The 18654-nt window shown below is 68.6% G+C and carries 18 protein-coding genes; 10 read left to right on the top strand and 8 right to left on the bottom strand.

Annotation, left to right across the window (positions count from 1 at the left end):
- The coding region (tssJ, locus tag VFL64_RS16555; RefSeq protein WP_489541480.1) for a type VI secretion system lipoprotein TssJ at positions 1–498 on the bottom strand (498 nt) is incomplete at its 3' end.
- Positions 499–633: 135 nt separating this feature from the next.
- Positions 634–1542 carry a LysR family transcriptional regulator gene (locus VFL64_RS16550; RefSeq protein WP_489541479.1) on the bottom strand — a complete coding sequence of 303 codons (909 nt, stop codon included), beginning with the start codon at positions 1540–1542 and terminating at the stop codon, positions 634–636.
- An 85-nt stretch (positions 1543–1627) separates the two neighbouring features.
- Here VFL64_RS16550 and VFL64_RS16545 point away from each other — a divergent pair, with 85 nt between their 5' ends.
- From VFL64_RS16545 to VFL64_RS16535, 3 genes are all read left to right on the top strand, one after another.
- Entirely contained in the window at positions 1628–2623 is a 996-nt protein-coding gene (locus VFL64_RS16545) for an NAD(P)H-dependent flavin oxidoreductase (protein WP_489541478.1), read from the top strand.
- A gap of 17 nt (positions 2624–2640) precedes the next feature.
- Positions 2641–2853 (top strand): 2-hydroxymuconate tautomerase family protein, encoded by a 213-nt coding sequence (locus VFL64_RS16540; protein ID WP_489541477.1) that lies wholly within the window; start codon positions 2641–2643, stop codon positions 2851–2853.
- Between the two features lie 78 nt (positions 2854–2931).
- Positions 2932–5286 (top strand): penicillin-binding protein 1A, encoded by a 2355-nt coding sequence (locus tag VFL64_RS16535; RefSeq protein ID WP_489541476.1) that lies wholly within the window; start codon positions 2932–2934, stop codon positions 5284–5286.
- Between the two features lie 86 nt (positions 5287–5372).
- Here the strand turns inward: VFL64_RS16535 and VFL64_RS16530 are convergent, their stop codons facing one another.
- Both VFL64_RS16530 and VFL64_RS16525 read right to left on the bottom strand, forming a co-directional pair.
- A complete protein-coding gene (locus VFL64_RS16530; protein ID WP_489541475.1) occupies positions 5373–5828 on the bottom strand; it encodes a PA2169 family four-helix-bundle protein in 456 nt (151 codons plus the stop codon).
- 42 nt (positions 5829–5870) lie between these two features.
- Positions 5871–7274, bottom strand: a complete 1404-nt coding sequence (locus VFL64_RS16525) for a sigma-54-dependent transcriptional regulator (RefSeq protein WP_489541474.1) — start codon at positions 7272–7274, stop codon at positions 5871–5873.
- Positions 7275–7548: 274 nt separating this feature from the next.
- On the opposite strand from VFL64_RS16525, the gene VFL64_RS16520 reads away from it, so the two are divergent.
- The 7 genes from VFL64_RS16520 (at position 7549) to VFL64_RS16490 (ending at position 16026) form a co-directional block, all read left to right on the top strand.
- Positions 7549–7731: a hypothetical protein gene (locus VFL64_RS16520; protein ID WP_489541473.1), complete on the top strand. Its 183-nt coding sequence runs from the start codon at positions 7549–7551 to the stop codon at positions 7729–7731.
- Positions 7732–7886: 155 nt separating this feature from the next.
- Positions 7887–9320, top strand: a complete 1434-nt coding sequence (rpoN, locus tag VFL64_RS16515) for an RNA polymerase factor sigma-54 (RefSeq protein WP_489541472.1) — start codon at positions 7887–7889, stop codon at positions 9318–9320.
- 47 nt (positions 9321–9367) lie between these two features.
- Positions 9368–12796: a response regulator gene (locus VFL64_RS16510; RefSeq protein ID WP_489541471.1), complete on the top strand. Its 3429-nt coding sequence runs from the start codon at positions 9368–9370 to the stop codon at positions 12794–12796.
- Positions 12797–12811: 15 nt separating this feature from the next.
- Positions 12812–13639, top strand: a complete 828-nt coding sequence (locus VFL64_RS16505; RefSeq protein ID WP_489541470.1) for a CheR family methyltransferase — start codon at positions 12812–12814, stop codon at positions 13637–13639.
- The gene (locus VFL64_RS16500) at positions 13636–14238 is read left to right on the top strand and encodes a chemotaxis protein CheB (RefSeq protein WP_489541469.1); all 603 of its coding nucleotides are present in this window, start codon (positions 13636–13638) and stop codon (positions 14236–14238) included. The genes VFL64_RS16505 and VFL64_RS16500 overlap by 4 nt, the downstream gene beginning before the upstream one ends.
- On the top strand, positions 14235–15341 hold the full coding sequence (locus VFL64_RS16495; protein ID WP_489541468.1) for a hybrid sensor histidine kinase/response regulator: 1107 nt from the start codon (positions 14235–14237) through the stop codon (positions 15339–15341). Before VFL64_RS16500 ends, VFL64_RS16495 begins: the two co-directional genes overlap by 4 nt.
- A 142-nt stretch (positions 15342–15483) precedes the next feature.
- Positions 15484–16026 carry a hemerythrin domain-containing protein gene (locus tag VFL64_RS16490; protein WP_489541467.1) on the top strand — a complete coding sequence of 181 codons (543 nt, stop codon included), beginning with the start codon at positions 15484–15486 and terminating at the stop codon, positions 16024–16026.
- A gap of 56 nt (positions 16027–16082) precedes the next feature.
- On the opposite strand, the gene VFL64_RS16485 is transcribed toward VFL64_RS16490, so the two are convergent.
- The 4 genes from VFL64_RS16485 to VFL64_RS16470 form a co-directional block, all read right to left on the bottom strand.
- A complete protein-coding gene (locus VFL64_RS16485) occupies positions 16083–16703 on the bottom strand; it encodes an esterase/lipase family protein (RefSeq protein WP_489541466.1) in 621 nt (206 codons plus the stop codon).
- Between the two features lie 266 nt (positions 16704–16969).
- Positions 16970–17296, bottom strand: coding sequence for a plasmid stabilization protein (locus VFL64_RS16480; protein ID WP_489541465.1), 327 nt, complete (start codon positions 17294–17296; stop codon positions 16970–16972).
- Positions 17297–17378: 82 nt separating this feature from the next.
- On the bottom strand, positions 17379–17783 hold the full coding sequence (locus tag VFL64_RS16475; protein ID WP_489541464.1) for a GFA family protein: 405 nt from the start codon (positions 17781–17783) through the stop codon (positions 17379–17381).
- Between the two features lie 68 nt (positions 17784–17851).
- Positions 17852–18654 (bottom strand): c-type cytochrome (locus tag VFL64_RS16470; protein ID WP_489541463.1); only part of this gene is annotated, 803 nt, incomplete at its 5' end.

The raw sequence follows: 18654 nt of genomic DNA, 5'->3' as shown, positions 1-18654 counted from the left end.
CGAGGTACGCAATGCCTGCACCGCGATCTCGGCCAGGTCGATGCGCATCTCGTTCTTCTTGCCGACGGCCACCGGCACCACGGCGCGCCAGCGGGCGCGCTCGATCTCGCGGTAGCCCACCATCACGCCGATGAAGCGCGTGTCGGGCGACAGCTGCTTGCTGACCGAGCGCGATTCGCCCGGGCGCAGCACGAACTCGTCGCGCCCCAGCAGGTCGGCGCCCAGCACCGCCTGCTCCTTCTCGAACAGCGAGACGAAGTCGGCCTGGTCGAAGCTCGTGGAGCTCTTGAGCTCGAACACGCGCACCATCACTGGTGAGGGGCGTTTGCGCGTGTCGGGGTTGACCTGCGCCGAAGCCACCACGGTGGCGTTGAGGGTGGCCGGGCTCTTGCTCAGGCCCAGCATCGAGCAGCCCGGCAGCAACGAGGCACCCATCAGCAGGCCGGCGGCCAGCAGCGTGCGGCGGCTTGCCGACAGGGAGTGGGAGGTGGATGGCATGGGTGGGTGGAATCAATGCCCGCGAGGGCTCGAAACACGGTCAAGGGTCCGCCACCAGAATACCGGCGAGGCCCGCGCGCGCGGCGTGACCAAGGTCATCCACAGCCCTGCGAGCGGTGCAGGGTTTGCCGCAGGTCAGCGTGCGCTGCGGGCGGCCGGCCGCCTGGCGCGCGGAGCCGGCTCGTCGGCCTTGATCGCACCGATGAACGAGCGCAGCGTGGCGCCCAGGCCGGCATCGCGCCGGCGCACGAGCAGCGTCTCCACCATCGACGGCCTGGCCCCCAAGGGCTGCACGCTCAGGTCGCGCACGCCACGGTAGCCCTCGACGGCGCTGCGCGGCAGCACGGTCACGCCGACGCCGGCGCCCACGCAACCCAGCACCCCCTCCAGCGTGCCGAACTCCAGGCGCCTGAATGGCAGCCAGCCTTGCGACGCGAAGTGCGCTTCGAGCCGCTGCCGGTACGAGCAGCCCTGGCGGAACATGATGGCGGTGAGGCCACCGGCGCGCAGGCGGGTGCCGATGTCCTGCCCGCCGCGAGCCGAGACGAGCACCAGCTCTTCGCGGAACACCGCCTCGCCCTGCAGATCCGGGTGGTCGAGGGGGCCGGCCACCAGCGCGGCGTCGAGCCGGTGCGCGAGCACGTGGTCGAGCAGCTCGGCGGTCGGGCCGGTGCGCACCTCCAGCTGCACGTCGGGGTGGTCGCGGTGAAAGCGGCCCAGCACCGAAGGCAGGCGAACCGCGGCGGTGGTCTCCATCGAGCCCAGGCGCAGGCTGCCCTGGGCACGGCCGTCGTCGCGCACAGCCGCCCTCGCCTCGTCGGCCAAGTCGCTCAGCCTGCGTGCATAGCCAAGCAGGCGCGTGCCGGCGTCTGTGAGCAACATGCCGCGGCTGTGCCGGGTGAAGAGCGCCACACCCAGGTCGGACTCCAGCTGCTTGAGCCGCGCCGTGACGTTGGACTGCACCGTGTGCAGCTCCTGCGCCGCCGCGCTCACCGAGCCCTGGCGGGCCACGGCAGAGAAGGTCGTCAGGGCGATCGGGTCCATGCGCGGCTACCTATCTTCAATTTGAAACGAAGGCATCTTAACAATTCATTTTTAAAGATGACTTGCCGAGACTAATCTCCAGCCCATGAACACCCCCATTCGACTCCACACCCCGCTCACCGAGGCCTTGCAGACCACCCAGCCGGTGCTGCTCGCCGCGATGGATCTCGTGGCCGACGCCCGCCTGGTGCGCGCCGTGACGGAGGCCGGCGGCTATGGCTTCCTGGGCGGCGGCTATGGCGACGAAGCCTGGCTGAAGCGCGAGCTGGCCGCCCTCCTGCCCTGGTCGCAAGAGACCGGCCGGCGCTTTGGCATCGGCTTCATCACCTGGAGCCTGGCGCGCCAGCCGCAGCTGCTCGACCTCGCGCTCGATGCACGGCCCAGCGCGGTGTGGCTCTCGTTTGGCGACGTGTCGCCCTTCACCGAGCGCATCAAGGCCAGCGGTGCCAGGCTGGTGTGCCAGGTGCAGACCGAGGCCATGGCGCGCGCGGCACTCGACCACGGCGCGGACATGCTGGTGGCGCAAGGCAGCGAGGCCGGTGGCCACGGCGTGAGCCGCGGCACGCTGGCGCTGGTGCCGGCATTGGTCGACATGGCCGGGCCCTCGGTGCCGGTGGTGGCGGCTGGCGGCATCGCCGACGGCCGAGGGCTGGCCGCCGCGCTGATGCTGGGCGCGGCCGGCGTGGCGCTCGGCACGCGGCTCTACGCCACCCAGGAGGCCGCTGGTTTCGACGCCGCCAAGCAGCGCATCGTGGCGGCCAGCGGCGACGACAGCCTGCGCGGCATCGTGTTCGACCTCTCGCGCAAGAACGTGTGGCCCGCACCGTACACCGGGCGCTGCCTGCTCAACGAGCACCTGCGGCGCTGGAGTGGCCACGAGCTGGAGCTGCTGCGCGACCAGTCGCAGGTGGCCGAGCGCTATGCCGAGGCGCGGGCCAAGGGCGACTTCGACATCGCCGCGGTGATCGCCGGCGAATCGGCCGGCCTGGTCCATGATGTGCCCAGCGTCGCCCAGCTCATAGACCGGCTGATCGCCGACGCCGCCAGCCGCCTGCGCGCTGCGCCCGCCTTCATCGCTTGAAAGAACCAGGAGATCCCATGCCCTTCGTCAACATCCAGATCACCCGTGAAGGCGCCACCGCCGCGCAGAAAGCCGAGCTCATCGCCGGCGTGACCGAGCTGCTGCAACGCGTGCTCAACAAGAACCCGGCCACCACCTTCGTCATCATCGACGAGGTGGACACCGACAACTGGGGCATCGGAGGCAAGCCGGTGACCGAGCTGCGACGACAGGCAAAGCAGAAGCAGTAGAAGAAAGCGACACGTACCGACCCGGGGTCGGGATGCCGTCCTACACGCGACCTGCCGCCGCTTGCGCAGCATCGCGGGATGAACTCCCGACTGCGCCTGGCTCTGCGTGTGTTCGTGCTGGACGGCGTGCTCGGCGCGTGCTTGCTGGCGGCCTACGTCGGCTACCTGCTCAGGACCTCCCCCGATGCAAGCGAGCTGCGCGAAGCGGGGCAGGCCAGCCCCTCGGTGCTGCTCGCGGCCGACGGCACCGTGCTCACGAGCTTCGGCCGCGCACAGCAGCAACGCGTCTCGCTCGCGCAGGTGTCGCCGCACGTGCTGCAGGCCCTGCTCGCCACCGAAGACCGCCGCTTCTACGAGCACCACGGCGTGGACCTGCAACGCACGCTGAGCGCCCTCTTCCACACCGCCACGGGCCGCTTGCAGGGCGGCTCGACCATCACGCAGCAGCTCGCGCGCAATCTCTTTCCCGAGGAGATCGGCCGCAGCCGCTCGGTGCACCGCAAGTTCAAGGAGCTGGTCACCGCGCTGCGCATCGAGCGGCTCTACACCAAGCAGCAGATCCTGGAGATCTACCTCAACACCGCGCCCTTCCTCTACAACGCGGTGGGCATCGAGATGGCGGCGCGCACCTACTGGGACAAGCCGGCCGCCGAGCTCTCGGCGCTGGAGAGCGCCACGCTGGTGGGCATGCTGAAGGGCTCGCACTACTACAACCCGGTGCTCTTCCCCGAGCGGGCCCGCGCACGCCGCAACGTGGTGCTGGCGCAGATGGTCAAGCAGGAGATGCTCACGCCGGCGCTCTACGCGCTGCTGTCCGAACAGCCCCTGCGCCTGAACTTCAACCGCCAGGCCGAGAACCTGGGCAGCGCGCCGCATTTCGCGGTACATGCCCGCAAGTGGCTGCTTGACTGGGCCGAGGCGCACGACGTCGATCTCTACACCGACGGCCTGCAAATCGAGACCACGCTCGACACCCGCTTGCAACAGGCCGCCGAGCAGGCAGTGGCCCAGCAGATGGCCGCGCTGCAACACGTGGCCGATGTGGAATGGAGCCAGGCCCGCCTCGCCGACACCGCGGGAGGACTGGAGAGCTACGCGCAGCGGCGCGCCCGGGCCGAGCCCTTCGCGCACTTCTGGAAGCAGCGCCCTGAGTTGCTCGCCGCGGCCGTGCGCGAGTCGCCCGAGTTCCGCAAGGCCCTGGACGCCGGCACCTCACAGGCCGAGGCCTGGAGGCGATTGAACGACGACCCGGCCCTGCTGGCGCGGCTGAAGGCGCAGAAGACGCGCCTGGAGGCCGGCTTCGTGGCCATGGACCCAGCCACCGGCGAGGTCAAGGCCTGGGTGGGCAGCCGCGACTTCGGCATCGACCAGTACGACCACGTGGCCCAGGCCGAACGCCAGCCAGGCTCGACCTTCAAGCCCTTCGTCTACGGCGCCGCGCTGGAGAGCGGCCTCAGCCCCGAGCGCGGCTACCTCGACGAGGCAGTCGAGTTCCGAAGCAGCGGTGGCACCACCTGGCGGCCGACCGACATGGCCGGCGCGAGCGGCACGGCCATGAGCCTGCGCGACGGGCTGGTGTACTCCAAGAACACCATCACCGCGCAGGTGATGCACGAGGTGGGCGTGCCCAGCGTGGTCTCCCTGGCACGCGCGGCCGGCGTCAACCAGAGCCGGCTCGACCCGGTGCCTTCGCTCGCGCTGGGCACGAGCCCGGTCACGCTGCTGGAGATGGTCAACGCCTACGCCACCATCGCGCAGGAGGGCCAGTACCACGCGCCGGTCTTCGTCAAGCGCATCCGCGACCGCCACGGCAAGGTGCTGGCCGAGTTCGGCCCGGCCCCGAAACGAGCCATGTCGCAAGACACCGCGCTCGAGCTCATCGACATGATGCGCGGCGTGGTCTCGCGCGGCACCGGCACCCTGGTCAGGACGCGCTTCGGCATCTCGGCCGACGTGGCCGGCAAGACCGGCACCACGCAGAACAACACCGACGGCTGGTTCATCCTCATGCACCCCAGCCTGGTGGCCGGCGCGTGGGTGGGCTTCAACGACTCGCGCGTCACCATGCGCAGCAACTACTGGGGCCAGGGCGGGCACAACGCCATCTTGCTGGTTGGCCAGTTCTTCCGCGACACGCTGAAGGCGGGCCTGGTCGACCGCGGGGCGCAGTTCGCCAAGGTGCACCGCATCCCACCGGCCGTGGCCGACCGGGAAGCCGGCGCCGCGCTGATGCGGCTTGAGGTGACCCCCATGCCGGCCGAGCACGAGCCGCAAGGCCACGACGCGGCGCAGGAAGAAACCGATCGCCTGCTCGCCAACCTGAGCGACAACCCGCCGCGGCCACGCGCCACACCCCCCGTCAACACCGCCCGCAGCGAGCCGGTGCCGGTGCTGCGCGTCAACACCGGCGGCCTCGCTTCGGTCAACGATTGAAAAGCACACCCATGGGCCACGTCGAGACGAAATGAGAAACGGCCCGGCCGCACAAGCCGGGCCGCAGCGCCGAAGGCGCAGCCGGGTCAGGCGGCCTTCTTGCCGATGTCGCGCAGGCGCTTCACCTGGTCGTGGTTGGCCTGCACCCCGAGCTGCTGCCGCGCAATCACGGCACGCACCTGCTCGGGCAGGCCCTCTTCCTTCAGTGCGGCGCGGTAGCGGGCCAGCGCCGCATCTTCACCACGCTCGCATTCTTCGAGCATGGCCTGGTCGGTGTAGCCGGTCAGCGAACCGCGCACCGCGACCCAGCCGCGGTGCAGCGCGCCGGTGCTGGAGCCTTCGGTCTCGGGCTCGCCGCCGTACTGCACCACCAGCGACTGCAGCTCCTCGGCCGCGCGCAGGCATTCGCTGGCGCGTTGCGTGAACAGGCGCCGCAGGTCGGCCGATGTGACGTGCCGGGCGCAGGCGGTGAAGCCGTACTCGCCGTCCTTGCTGGTTTCGATCAGGTCGTTGAGGATGTCGACGATGTCATCGTGGCTCATGGCAAATCCTTTCAGTGTGGTCCGGCGGTGCGGTGTCGCGGGTCACGACCCTTCCTCGAGCACCGGCGTGGGCGCCTCGGGCAGCGCCGAGTACTCCTTCAGACGGTTGTAGAGCGTCTTGAGGCTGATGCCCAGGGTGGCTGCGGTCTTCTCCTTGTGCCGGCCCAGGTGCTCCAGCGTTGCGAGCGTGACCTTGCGTTCGATCTCGGCAAGCGCCGTGCCCACTTGGAAGGTGAGTGCCGGCGGGCCGTGCGTGACGGCCTCGGGAGCCAGGCCGGACGCGGCAGCCTCCTCGGTCACCGGCAGGCAGGCGTCATGGATGATGCTGTCGCCGGCCATCACGTAGGCGCGGTACGCCACGTTGCGCAACTCGCGCACGTTGCCCGGCCAGGGGTAGGCCTTCAGCTGCTGCAGCACCGCCGGCGCGAACTGCTTGCGCTGGCCCTCGCGCTGCGAGATCTGGTCGAGAAAGTGCTCGGCCAGCAACTCCACGTCTTCGGCCCGCTCGCGCAGCGGCGCCAGGGTGATGGGGAACACGTTGAGCCGGTAGAACAGGTCTTCGCGCAGGCGGCCCGCCGCCACGGCGCGCAGCGGGTCGCGGTTGCTGGCGGTCAGCACGCGCACATCGGTCTGCAGCTGCGTGGTGGAGCCCACGCGCATGAAGGTGCCGGTCTCCAGCACGCGCAGCAGCTTGACCTGCAGGTCCAGCGGCATCTCGGTGATCTCGTCGAGGAACAGCGTGCCGCCGCTCGCGCGCTCGAAGAAGCCCTGGTGCTGGCGGTCGGCGCCGGTGAAGCTGCCCTTCTCGTGGCCGAAGATCTCGCTTTCCATCAGCTGTGGCGAGATGGCGCCGCAGTTCACGGCCAGGAAGGGCCGCCCGCGACGGCGGCTCATGTCGTGCACGGTGCGCGCCACCACCTCCTTGCCGGTACCGCTTTCGCCAGTGATGAACACCGTGACACTGGTACATGCCACCCGCATGATTTGCGCGTAAACCTGGCGCATGGCCGGCGCGCGACCCCACAAGCCACCGAAGTGGCCTTCGCTGGCGAGCTGTGCCTCGAGGTCTTGCGCCTGGTCCTTGATCGGGCAGGGTTTGGCGACCCGCGCAAGCACCGTCTGCAGTTGCTTGAAGCTGAGCGGCTTCACGAGGTAGTCGGCCGCGCCGCGGCGCAGGGCCTGGATGGAGGTCTCCAGGCTCGCATGGCCCGTGATCAGCACCACCTCCGTGTGCGGCATGTCGCGTGTGGTTTCGAGCAGCTCCAGGCCGTTGCCGTCGGGCAGCATCAGGTCCAGGAGCACGAGGTCGGGAACCTGCAGCGCCATCTGCCGCCGCGCATCGCGCAACGAGCCGGCAGTGGCCACCGTGAAACCCTCCGTCGAGATCAGTTCGGCCAGTGGTTCGGCCGAGTCGATGTCGTCTTCAATCACCAAGACGTGTGGCATTCCGATTGCTCCTGTCTGCATGCGTCTGTCGAAAAGGCAAATGCCGAGCACTTGCCGCCCTCGTCTCCTTTTCCCGCAGCGCCTGTCGCTTGCTGCGAAGTTCTCAACGATCGATCTCGTTGAGTTGATGCGCGAATCTTGCCCCCTGGACGTAGGAATCCACGTCAGGACGAGCCGATTTGCTTGTCGGAATCCGCTTACACGCGCGGCGCTGACGCGCGGCAGATCACCCAGGTAAACGCGCTCGCCTCACCAATTCAAATGGAGATACCTCATGAAACAAAAGCAAGGTCTCGGTACGCCGCCGCTGCGTGATCGCGCCGATCACGACGGCGATGATTTCCCCGACCCATCGAAGCTCGACTTCAGCGAGCCCGGCCACACACAACCCCAACCGGCCGACGTGCACCCCGAGCGCCGGCCACCGCGGCGCGAGCGCCACGATCACGCCACCTGAGGGCGCACTCGGCACGCCGTTTGCCGCAATTGCTGCAGGCAATCGGCAAGATTGCCCGGAAAACCAATGCGCCTGCCCGCATAAGCGGGGCAAATCGCAGGGCACGGGCATTGCATTGAGGGTCTCCAACACCTTTCGTCTGGAGACCGTTCTCGATGGGATCAATGCACCTGCAGAACTCGCAGCGCCAACAACACGGCCTCTCGCCGCGGCTGCAGCACGCAGTGCGCCTGCTGCAACTGCCTTCGATGGAGTTTGCGCAGGAAGTGCAGGCCGTTCTCGACCGCAATCCGTTTCTCGACATGGCCGAAGACGAGCCACTCGACGACACCGCCGAGCCCGCGACGCCGGCCGACGTGCAGGCCGCCGACACTGAGCCCGAGACAGCTCCCGCGACGTTCGACGACGAGCGCGACACCTGGCTCGGCAGCGCGGGCACCGGAGAGGTGTCGCACAACGGCGATGCCGACGATTCGCCGATGAACCGCGTGGCCGCCGAGACGCTGCTGGCCGCCCACCTGCGCAGCCAGCTGCACGTGCTGCCGCTGCCGCCGCGCGACATGCTGCTCGCAGAAGCCGTGGTCGATTCGCTCGACGACGACGGCTACCTGCGGCTGGAAGACCTGGATGAACTCATCGCCGTCACTGGCCTGATGCCGGCCGCCACACCCGAGGAGCTGCAGATCGCCCTGCGGCGCGTGCAGTCTCTCGAGCCTGCCGGCGTGGGCGCGCGCAACGTGGTGGAGTGCCTGCTGTTGCAGCTGGGCGGCATCGAATGCGACGAGGAGCGTGCGCTGGCGCAGCTCATCATCAGCCAGCACCTGGAGGGCCTGGCCACCAAGGAGACCAGCGCGCTGGCACGTGCGCTGCGCAAGCCGGTCGATCAGGTGGCGGCCGCCTGCGCGCGCATTCGCCGCTTCGACCCGCGCCCGGGCTGGCGCTTCGGCAGCGCCGGCATCCGCTACCTCACACCCGACGTCACGGTGAAGAAGGTGCGCGGCCTGTGGACCGTGTCGCTCAACCCGGCCATCGTGCCCAAGGTGAGGCTGCACAAGGTGTATGCCGAGATGTTCCAGCGCCACCAGCAGGCGGCGCACCCCGAGCTGGCCTCGCAGCTGCGCGAGGCGCGCTGGACGCTGCGCAACGTGGAGCAGCGCTTCGCGACCATCCTCGGTGTGGCACAGGCCATCGTGAAGCACCAGCACCAGTTCTTCGACCACGGCCCGCTGGCCATGAAGCCCATGGGCCTGCGCGAGATCGCGGACGAGGTGGGCGTCCACGAGTCCACCGTCTCGCGCGTGACCAACAGCAAGTACATGGCCACGCCGCTCGGCGTATTCGAGCTCAAGTACTTCTTCTCGCGCGCCATGGCCACACCCAGCGGTACCGCGTTCTCGGGCACGGCCATCCGCGAGCTGGTGAAGGAGATGCTCGACAAGGAGCGCCCGGGCGAGCCGCTCTCCGACGTGGAGATCTCGCGTCTGCTGGCCCAGCAGGGCTTCACCGTGGCGAGGCGCACGGTCACCAAGTACCGCCACCTTCTGCGCGTGGAGGCGGTCGAACGCCGCCGCGCCGTGGGGGCGGCCTGAGCGAGGCGGCGCGCCTGCGTGGGGCGGCCCTCCCCACGCTGCCCGGGTTGGCGTTCGCCCGCTCCGGCGCGCCGCTGCCGCCCCTGACCCTGGCCGGCTTTCTGGCGGCCGCGGCGGTGGTGGTGCTCATCGCCCTCTTTTCCTTCCAGTCGCTTTCCACGCGGGCGAGCACGGCCGGTCTGGTCACCCACACGCTGAAGGTGATGGAGCAGCTGCAGGCGCTGCGGTCCAGCGTGAAAGACGCCGAGACCGGCCAACGCGGCTTTCTCATCACCGGAACCGAAAGCTACCTGGAGCCCTACACCACGGCCAGGTCGGCACTGCCAGGACAGATCAAGTCCCTGCGCGAGCTGCTCGGCGACACCCCGTTGCAAGGGCAGCGGCTCGACGCCATCGAGCGTCTCATCGGCGACAAGCTCGGCGAACTCGAACAGACCGTCGCCCTGCGCCGCAGCGGCGACCCGGCCAGCGCGCTGGCCATCGTGAGCTCCGACCGCGGCAAGGCGACGATGGATGGCATCCGCCAGGGCCTGGCCGACATCGAACGCGACGAGCAGGCCTTGCTGTCGGCGCGTCAGGCCGAGTGGCGCGATGCGGTGTCGCTTTCCTATGCCATCACCTGGGGCAGCTCGGCGCTGCTGCTGTTCCTGATCGCCGCCGGCGCGGCGCTGGCCTCGCGCGACCACCGCATGCGCGAGACGCAGGACTGGCTGCGTGCAGGCCAGGCCGGCCTGGCCAGCCGCATCCAGGGCGAGCAGCGGCTGGAGGTGCTGGGCGAGCGGGTGCTGTCTTTCCTGGCCGAGCACCTGGGCGCGCAGGTCGGCGCGGTCTACGTGGCCAGCGAGGGGCAGATCTTCCGCCGCTGCGCCGCCCATGCCGTCGAACCCGGCGACGACACCGTGCTGCGCCCCGGCGACGGCCTGCTCGGCCAGGCCGCCAAGGACGGCCGCACGCTGCAGGTGAACAAGCTGCCCGAGGGCTACCTGCCCATCGTCTCGGGCCTGGGCCGCGCGCAGCCGCGCACGCTGCTGCTGGCGCCGGCCAGTGCCGACGGCGTGGTGCAGGCGGTGATCGAACTCGGCTTCCTGCAGCCGGTGGGTGCTGCCGAGCGCGAGCTGCTCGACCGCGTGTCGGGCATCCTGGGGGTGGCGGTGCGCTCGTCGAAGGACCGCAGCCGCCTCGAAGCACTGCTCGAAGAGACGCAGCGCCAGGCCGAGGAGCTGCAGGCTCAGCAGGAAGAACTGCGCGTCAACAACGAGGAGCTGGAAGAACAGGAGCGCGTGCTCAAGGCGTCGCAGGCGCAGCTGGAGATACAGCAGAGCGAGCTGCAGCAGACCAACGCGCGACTCGAAGCGCAGACGCAGAGCCTGGAGAACCAGAAAGAAGAGCTCTCGCAGGCGCAGGCCGTTCTGACCGACAAGGCGATCGAGCTGGAGCGCGTCAACCGCTACAAGACCGAGTTCCTGGCCAACATGAGCCACGAGCTGCGCACGCCGCTCAACTCCACGCTGATCCTGGCCAAGCTGCTGGCCGACAACGCCACGGGCAACCTGACGGAAGAGCAGGTCAAGTTCGCGCAGACCATCTCGGGCGCGGGCAACGACCTGCTCACGCTCATCAACGACATCCTCGACCTCTCCAAGATCGAGGCGGGCAAGATCGACGTGCATGTCGAACCCATCGCCATCGCGCCGCTGGTCGAAGGCCTGTGCGCCACGCTGGAGCCGCTGGCACGCGACAAGGGGCTGTCACTCAGCGCCACGGTGCAAGGCGGCACGCCCGAGCGCATCACCACCGATGGCCAGCGCCTGGGTCAGATCCTCAAGAACCTGCTGTCCAACGCGCTCAAGTTCACCGAGGCGGGCAAGGTCTCGCTGCACGTCTTTCAGGAGACCGAAGGCAGCGTGTCGTTCGCCGTGCGCGACACCGGCATCGGCATCGCGGCGCACCAGCAGGAGCTGATCTTCGAGGCCTTCCGTCAGGCCGACGGCAGCACGCACCGCAAGTACGGCGGCACGGGGCTGGGCCTGTCGATCTCGCGCGACCTGGCCCACCTGCTGGGCGGCGATCTCTCCGTGCAGAGCGCCCCCGGCGAAGGCAGCACCTTCACCCTGACCCTGCCGCTGACCCCGGCCGACCGCCCCCGCGTGCCCACCGCGTCGCCCGCGGCGCTGCCGCCGCTGCATCCGCTCGACAGCGATAACCTGTTCAAGGCCATCGACGTGAAGCCGAGCCCCACCCTCGCCCCGATTGCCATCGAAGACGACCGCGCCAACCCGAACCCCAGCGCACGCCTGGTGCTGGTGATCGAAGACGACACGCGCTTTGCCACCATCCTGCGCGATCTGGCGCGCGAGATGCACTTCCAGTGCATCGTCACGCACACCGCGAGCGAAGGCCTCTCGGCCGCGCTGATTCACCGCCCGAGTGCCATCCTGCTCGACGTGAACCTGCCCGACCATTCCGGCCTGGGCGTGCTCGACCAGCTCAAGCACAACACGCAGACGCGGCACATCCCGGTGCACATCCTCTCCGTGGCCGACTACACGCAGGCCGCGCTCGAGCGCGGCGCGGTGGGCTACGACCTGAAGCCGGTCAAGCGCACACAGATCGTCAAGGCCCTGGAGCGGCTGGAAGCCAAGTTCTCGCAGAGCATGCGCCGCGTGCTGGTGGTGGAGGACGACGCCCGCCAGCGCGAGAGCATCCGACAGCTGCTGCAAAGCGACGAGGTGCAGATCACCACCGTCGAGACCGGCCAGGACGCCCTGGCGCAACTGAAGGATTCCACCTTCGACTGCATGATCATGGACCTCAACCTGCCCGACCTGAGCGGCTACGAACTGCTCGAACGCATGGCCGGGCAGGAAGAGATGGCCTTCCCGCCGGTGATCGTCTACACCGGCCGCTCGCTCACCGCCACGGAAGAGCAGAAGCTGCGCCGCTTCTCCAAGTCCATCATCATCAAGGATGCCCGCTCGCCCGAGCGGCTGCTCGATGAGGTGACGCTCTTCCTGCACCAGGTGGAGTCGACGCTGCCGGCGGAGATCCAGCGCATGCTCAAGAGCACGCGCGACCGCGACAGCACGCTCGAGGGCCGGCGCATCCTGGTGGTGGAGGACGACGTGCGCAACGTCTTCGCCCTCACCAGCGTGCTCGAACCCAAGGGCGCCAAGGTGGAACTCGCACGCAACGGCCTGGAAGCGCTGGAGGCCCTGGAGCGCAGCCGCACCGAACCCGAACGCGTGATCGACCTCGTGCTGATGGACGTGATGATGCCGGAGATGGACGGCCTGACCGCCATGCGCGAGATCCGCAAGCAGCCGGTGTGGAGCAAGCTGCCCATCATCGCGCTGACCGCCAAGGCCATGCGCGACGACCAGGAGCGGTGCCTCTCGGCCGGGGCCAACGACTACATCGCCAAACCGCTCGACGTGGAGAAGCTCCTGTCGCTGGTGCGTGTGTGGATGCCGAAATGATGGAGGAACCACTGCGTGCCACATCGCAACTTCGACATCGAACTGCGCCTGCTCGTCGACGCCATCTACCTGAAGTACCACTACGACTTCAGGGGCTACGCCACGGCCTCTCTCAAGCGCCGGCTGAGCTCCGCCATGGCCCGCTTCGGCTGCCAGACGCTCTCGCAGCTGCAGGACCAGCTGCTGCACGATGCGGCCGTCTTCCCGGCGCTGCTCGACTACCTCACGGTGCAGGTGAGCGAGATGTTCCGCGACCCGGGCTACTTCAAGACCCTGCGCGACGAGGTGGTGCCGCTGCTGCGGACCTACCCCTCGCTGAAGGTCTGGGTGGCGGGCTGCAGCGCCGGCGAGGAGGTGTATTCGCTGGCGATCCTGCTGCGCGAGGAAGGCCTGCTGGAGCGCACCCTGCTCTACGCCACGGACATCAACCCCCAGGCGCTCAAGAAGGCCGAGGCCGGCGTCTACGAGCTCGCGCACATCGCGCAGTTCACACGCAACCACCAGAGGTCGGGCGCGCGCTCGTCGCTGTCGGACCACTACACCGCGGCCTACGGGCGGGCGGTGTTCGACAAGAGCCTGCGAAAGCACATCGTCTTCTCGGACCACAGCCTGGCCACCGACAGCGTGTTTGCCGAGGTGCAGCTGGTCTCGTGCCGCAACGTGCTGATCTACTTCGACCGCACGCTGCAGGACCGCGCCGTGGGCCTGTTCCGCGAGGCGCTGGTACGCAAGGGTTTCCTGGGGCTGGGCGCCAAGGAGTCGCTGCGCTTCTCGGCGCACCGGGAGGGCTTCGACGAGTTCAGCCCAGCCGAGCGGATCTACCGGCGAAGGAGCCTGCCATGAGTGGCCGCGCTCCCCGGCTGCGCCGGCCGGTCGACGCCATCGCGATCGGCACCTCGGCAGGCGGTGTGGAGGCCCTGTCGGTGCTGCTGCCAGCACTGAAGCCTGGGCTGGCTGCGGCGGTGATGGTGGTGCTGCACCTGCCGCGCGAACGCCCGAGCCTGCTGGTGGAGATCTTCATGCCGCGCTGCGCCCTGCCCGTGCGCGAGGCGCAGGACAAGGAGCCCGTCCAGCCCGGCCACCTGTACTTCGCGCCGGCCGACTACCACCTGCTGGTCGACGAAGGGCCCTGCCTGTCGCTCTCGGTCGACGAGCCGGTGCACTTCTCACGCCCGTCGATCGACGTGCTGTTCGAATCGGCGGCCGACATCTACGGCGAGCGCCTGCTGGGCATCGTGCTCACCGGCGCCAACCAGGACGGCGCCGAGGGCTTGGCCACCATCCACCGCCTCGGCGGCATCACCGTCGTGCAGGAGCCGGACAGCGCCTACGCTCCGTTGATGCCGCAGTCCGCGTTGCGGTGCGGCCCGGTGGACCATGTGCTGCCGCTGGAGGGCATTGCCGACCTGCTGCGAGCACTCAACGAAGGAGACGCCACGTGACAGCCGAGCCGTCCAGGGTGAAGTGCCTGCTGGTCGATGACCTGGCGGAGAACCTGCAGGCCCTCTCCGCCCTGCTGCGCCGCGACGACGTGGAGCTGCTGCTGGCGCAGTCCGGCCCCGAGGCACTGGAGCTGCTGCTGGCGCACGACGTGGCGCTCGCCTTCATCGACGTGCAGATGCCCGAGATGGACGGCTTCCAGCTCGCCGAAACCATGCGCAGCGTGGAGCGCACGCGCGACGTGCCGATCATCTTCGTGACCGCGGGCGGCACCGACCGCGGCCGCCAGTTCAAGGGCTACGACAGCGGTGCGGTGGACTTCCTCTTCAAGCCCATCGAGCCGCACATCCTCAAGAGCAAGGCCGAGGTCTTCTTCCAGCTCTATCGGCAGAAGCAGCAGCTCGCCTTCGAGCTGCAGGAGCGCACCGATGCGCTGCGCATGAGCGAGATGTTCAACGCCGTGCTCGGGCACGACCTGCGCGGCCCGCTGAGCGCGATCCAGCTCTCGGCCAAGATCCTGGAGAAGCGGCCCGACGAATCGCTGCAGAAGATGGGCGAGCGACTGATGCGCAGCGCCGCCTGGATGGGCCGCATGATCGAAGACATGCTCGACCTCACGCGCTCGCGCCTGGGCGAAGGCATCCCCATCCACCGCAGCGAGACCGACTTCGGGCCCCTGGTGCAAGGCGTGATCCAGGAGCAGGAAGTGATGTTCCCCGAGGCGCGCATCGAGTTCTCCCAGAGCGGCGACCTGGCCGGCTGGTGGGACCAGGACCGGCTGGTGCAGGTCGCCTCCAACCTGATCGGCAATGCGCTGCACCACGGCGCGCCCGAAGGGGTGGTGCGGGTGCGCCTGGAGGGCCGCGAACCCGATCGCGTGGCCTTGTCGGTGGAGAACGAGGGCCACATCGCGCCCGACTTGCTGCCGCACATCTTCGACCCCTTCCGCAGCGGCCGCCGCGCCGCGACGCGCACCAAGGGCTTGGGCCTGGGCCTCTACATCGTGCAGCAGGTGGTGCTGGCGCACGGTGGGCGCATCGAGGTGCAGTCGCCTCCGGGCCAGCTCACGCGCTTCACGGTGACCCTGCCACGCCAGGCCGACTGAGCCAGTGCAGCGGCCATGCCCTTGTAGGAGTTGTCCGCGACACGCTCTCAAGCCCTTGCGTGAATCTTCTGCGTGCCTAAGCTGATGCAGCACGGTCCATGGCCATCCGGGCCTCGCACCGACCCACTCAATGGAGTTCTACATGACGGCACACACCACCAAGTCCACGAGCACGACCAAGCGCAGCGCCCCGGCGACCCGCAGGCCCGATGCCATCCGCCTGCTGATGCAGGACCACAAGGACGTGAAGGCGCTTTTCAAGGAATACGACAAGCTCGTGAAGGCCGAGGCCGACGACGAGAAGAAGCAGTCTCTCGCCGAAGAGATCTGCACGATGCTGACCGCCCACGCCACGGTGGAAGAAGAACTCTTCTACCCGGCAGCGCGTGGCGTTCTGCCCGAGGAAGACCTGGTCGACGAGGCCGAGGTGGAGCACGCATCCGCCAAGGACCTGATCGCGCAGATCCGCGGCATGTCGCCTTCCGACGACCTGTACGACGCCAAGGTGAAGGTGTTGGGCGAATACATCGACCACCACGTCAAGGAAGAGGAGAAGGAGATGTTCCCCAAGGTGCGCAAGGGCGATCTGGATCTCAAGTCGCTCGGCGATTCGCTGGCCGCGCGCAAGGAAGAACTGCTGGCGGGCATCCGCAGCGCGGTGCAGTCCCGCCCGGTGCGCCACTGAACGCAGCAGCCCCTGCTCTCAGCAGGGGCTGCTGCAATTGATCATCTGATGGCCGATCAGCGCCAAGCCTCTTCGGGTCGGCTCAGTTGCTGCGCGATCAGGCGCAACATCGCCTGCAGGCCGTTGCGGCTGCCATCGACTTCCACATAGGCAGACCGGCAGCGCCCATCGAGCAGACAGGTCTGGCACGCCACCACGCCGTCCGTGCGGCGGCAGATGGACGTGGCGGGCACCGGGGGTGTGGTCCGCAGGCGCCGTGCCAGTTGGTCATCGACGAAGGGCGTGCCCAGCGTGAGCACTTGGCGCACGAGCGGCGCACGCCGCAGGGCCACCTCTCGCGCATGCAGGCCACCCAGGCCCCACCCCACCAGGCTCACGCGCCGCCCATGCAAGGCGGCCACACCACCCACGTGCTCGGCCAGGTTGTCCAGCCAGTCGTCCATGTCGTCCTGAGAGCCGGTGTTGAAGCCCTGCTCCCAGTCGTAGACCGCGTAGCCCAGCGCTTCGCAGCAGTTGCGCACAGGCAGCAGCGCACGCTCGTCGCCAGCCGGCCCGGGGAAGATGATCACCGGATGGCCGTCCCCCTCGGGCAGCTCGGTCAAACCGTCCAGGCCCATGAACGCCGTGCAGGGCAGCTGTGAAGAAGCAGACCCGGAAACCTGAGGGGGAGTCATCATCGCAAGTCCTCGTGGAATGTTGGCTTGCGGCCGATGATCCGGGGCGCTGCTGCGTCGCACAATTTGCGGTTGCCGCGTCTGTGTGTGCGATATCGCCTACGTGCATTCGCGTAACGGCACAAACACTCGCAAGCCCGTTGCGATCAGCTGGCGTCTTGAGACGCACGCGCCGGGTAATGCATAACGGTGACGGCACCGTCACTCTCCATGAGAGGATCAGCTCCCACGGCGGCACCGCCGGCTCGAACAAGCGGGACACCGGATGGTCAGCGGCCAACCGCCTTGAGCAGCTCGGCCTTGTTCATGCCTGAGCGGCCTTTCACGCCACGGCTGCGCGCCTCGTTGTAAAGCTGCTCGTAGGTGCGGCCCTGGGCGCCGCTGTGCGACCGCTTGCCGCCGCGCTCGCCGGACGACATGTCGTCGATCGAGCTGCGGCTGGCCTCCTTGGCCTCGCCATGGCGGGCGCGCTCCTTGTTGACGGTGCGTGCGGCGATCTCTTCGGCGACCTTCTCGCTCTTGCCTTGCGACTTGACGCTGTCCTTGATGTGCCTGTACTGGCGCTCGCGCTTGGCGCTCCATTTGTCTTGCGGCATGGTGGTGCTCCTTGGAGGGTTCAAAACACCATGCTCTGCGCCATGCTGCGCGCCGGCTGTAGGAAGGCAGCGCAAACGGGAGTCAGAGATGCCTGGTCTCGGCCGGCGTAAGCCACCAGCTGTTGTTGCGGCCATCGGCGTAGTGCACCGGCGCATCGATCAGCTCCTGCGGCGTCACGTCGTCCAGGCAGGCGAGCTGCACCGACACGTAATCGCCACCGATCTGCTCCACGTACCCGCGCCCGAACGACTTGACGCCGCAGGTGCGGCAGAACAGATGGTGGCCGCTCTTGGTGCCGAACTGGTAGTCGCTCAGGGCGTCTTCACCCGAAAGCAGGCGGAAGGCGTCCGGCTTGATGATCGCGCCCCAGTTGCGTGTCTTGGTGCAGATGGAGCAGTTGCACTTGCCGGTGCCGGCGCTCAGGTCGATGTCGGCCTCGAAGCGGACGGCGCCGCAATGGCAGCTGCCGGTGTAGGTCTTCTTCATGACGTGCCTCCGGGTGATGAAGACACGATGATGCGCGGCGGCTCCTGCCATCGTTGTGTCAGGAGGGGTCAGCGGTAGCGGTTCACCTCGAACTCCGACACCACGCCGCCGCGGTTGCCCCAGCTGGTGCGCACGTGGGTGAGCACCGCGGCCACCTCGGCACTGCTGAGCACGCTGGCGAACGGTGGCATGCCGTAGGGCCGCGGGTTGCCGGCGGTCGACGGCGCATAGCCGCCTTCGAGCACCGCGCGCACCAGGTTCACCGGCAAGGCCATGGTCACCGCGCGGTTGCCCGCCAGGGCCGGGAAGGCTCCAGCCACACCCTCCCCCTGGTCGCCATGGCATTGGGCGCAGTGCTGCTCGTAGAGCTTGGCGCCGTTCGACGCGGGCGCAGGCCCGGTGGGTGGTGCGGCGTTGGCATGGCTGGGCGGCAAGGCCTTGAGGTAGACCGCGATGGCGTTCAGATCGGCGTCCGACAGATGCTGCGTGCTGCGCCCCACCACCTCGGCCATGGGCCCGAGCACCGAGGCGCGCGGGCTCACGCCGGTCTTGAGCAGCTGCGCGATGTCGGGCAGCGGCCAGTCGGCTACGCCGGCTTCGCGCGGGTCGCTCAGCGACGGCGCGTACCAGTTCTGCATGGGGATCAGGCCACCGCCCAGGTCCAGCGGGCCGGCCGTGGCACCCAGGGCGTTGCGGCTGCCGTGGCAGGCATTGCAGTGCCCGAGGCCTTGCACGAGGTAGGCGCCGCGGTTCCAGTCGGCCGATTGCGTGGTGTCTGCTGGCTGCTCGCCCGGCTTGAAGTAGAGCGCGCGACACACCGCCAAGGCCGCCTGCGTGTTGAACGGGAAACTCAGGCCATGCGTGCGGTTGG

It is taken from the genome of Rhizobacter sp., assembly GCF_035702065.1.
In the GTDB taxonomy this organism is placed as follows: Bacteria; Pseudomonadota; Gammaproteobacteria; order Burkholderiales; family Burkholderiaceae_C; genus Rhizobacter.
This window is presented reverse-complemented; position numbering and strand designations above follow the sequence as displayed.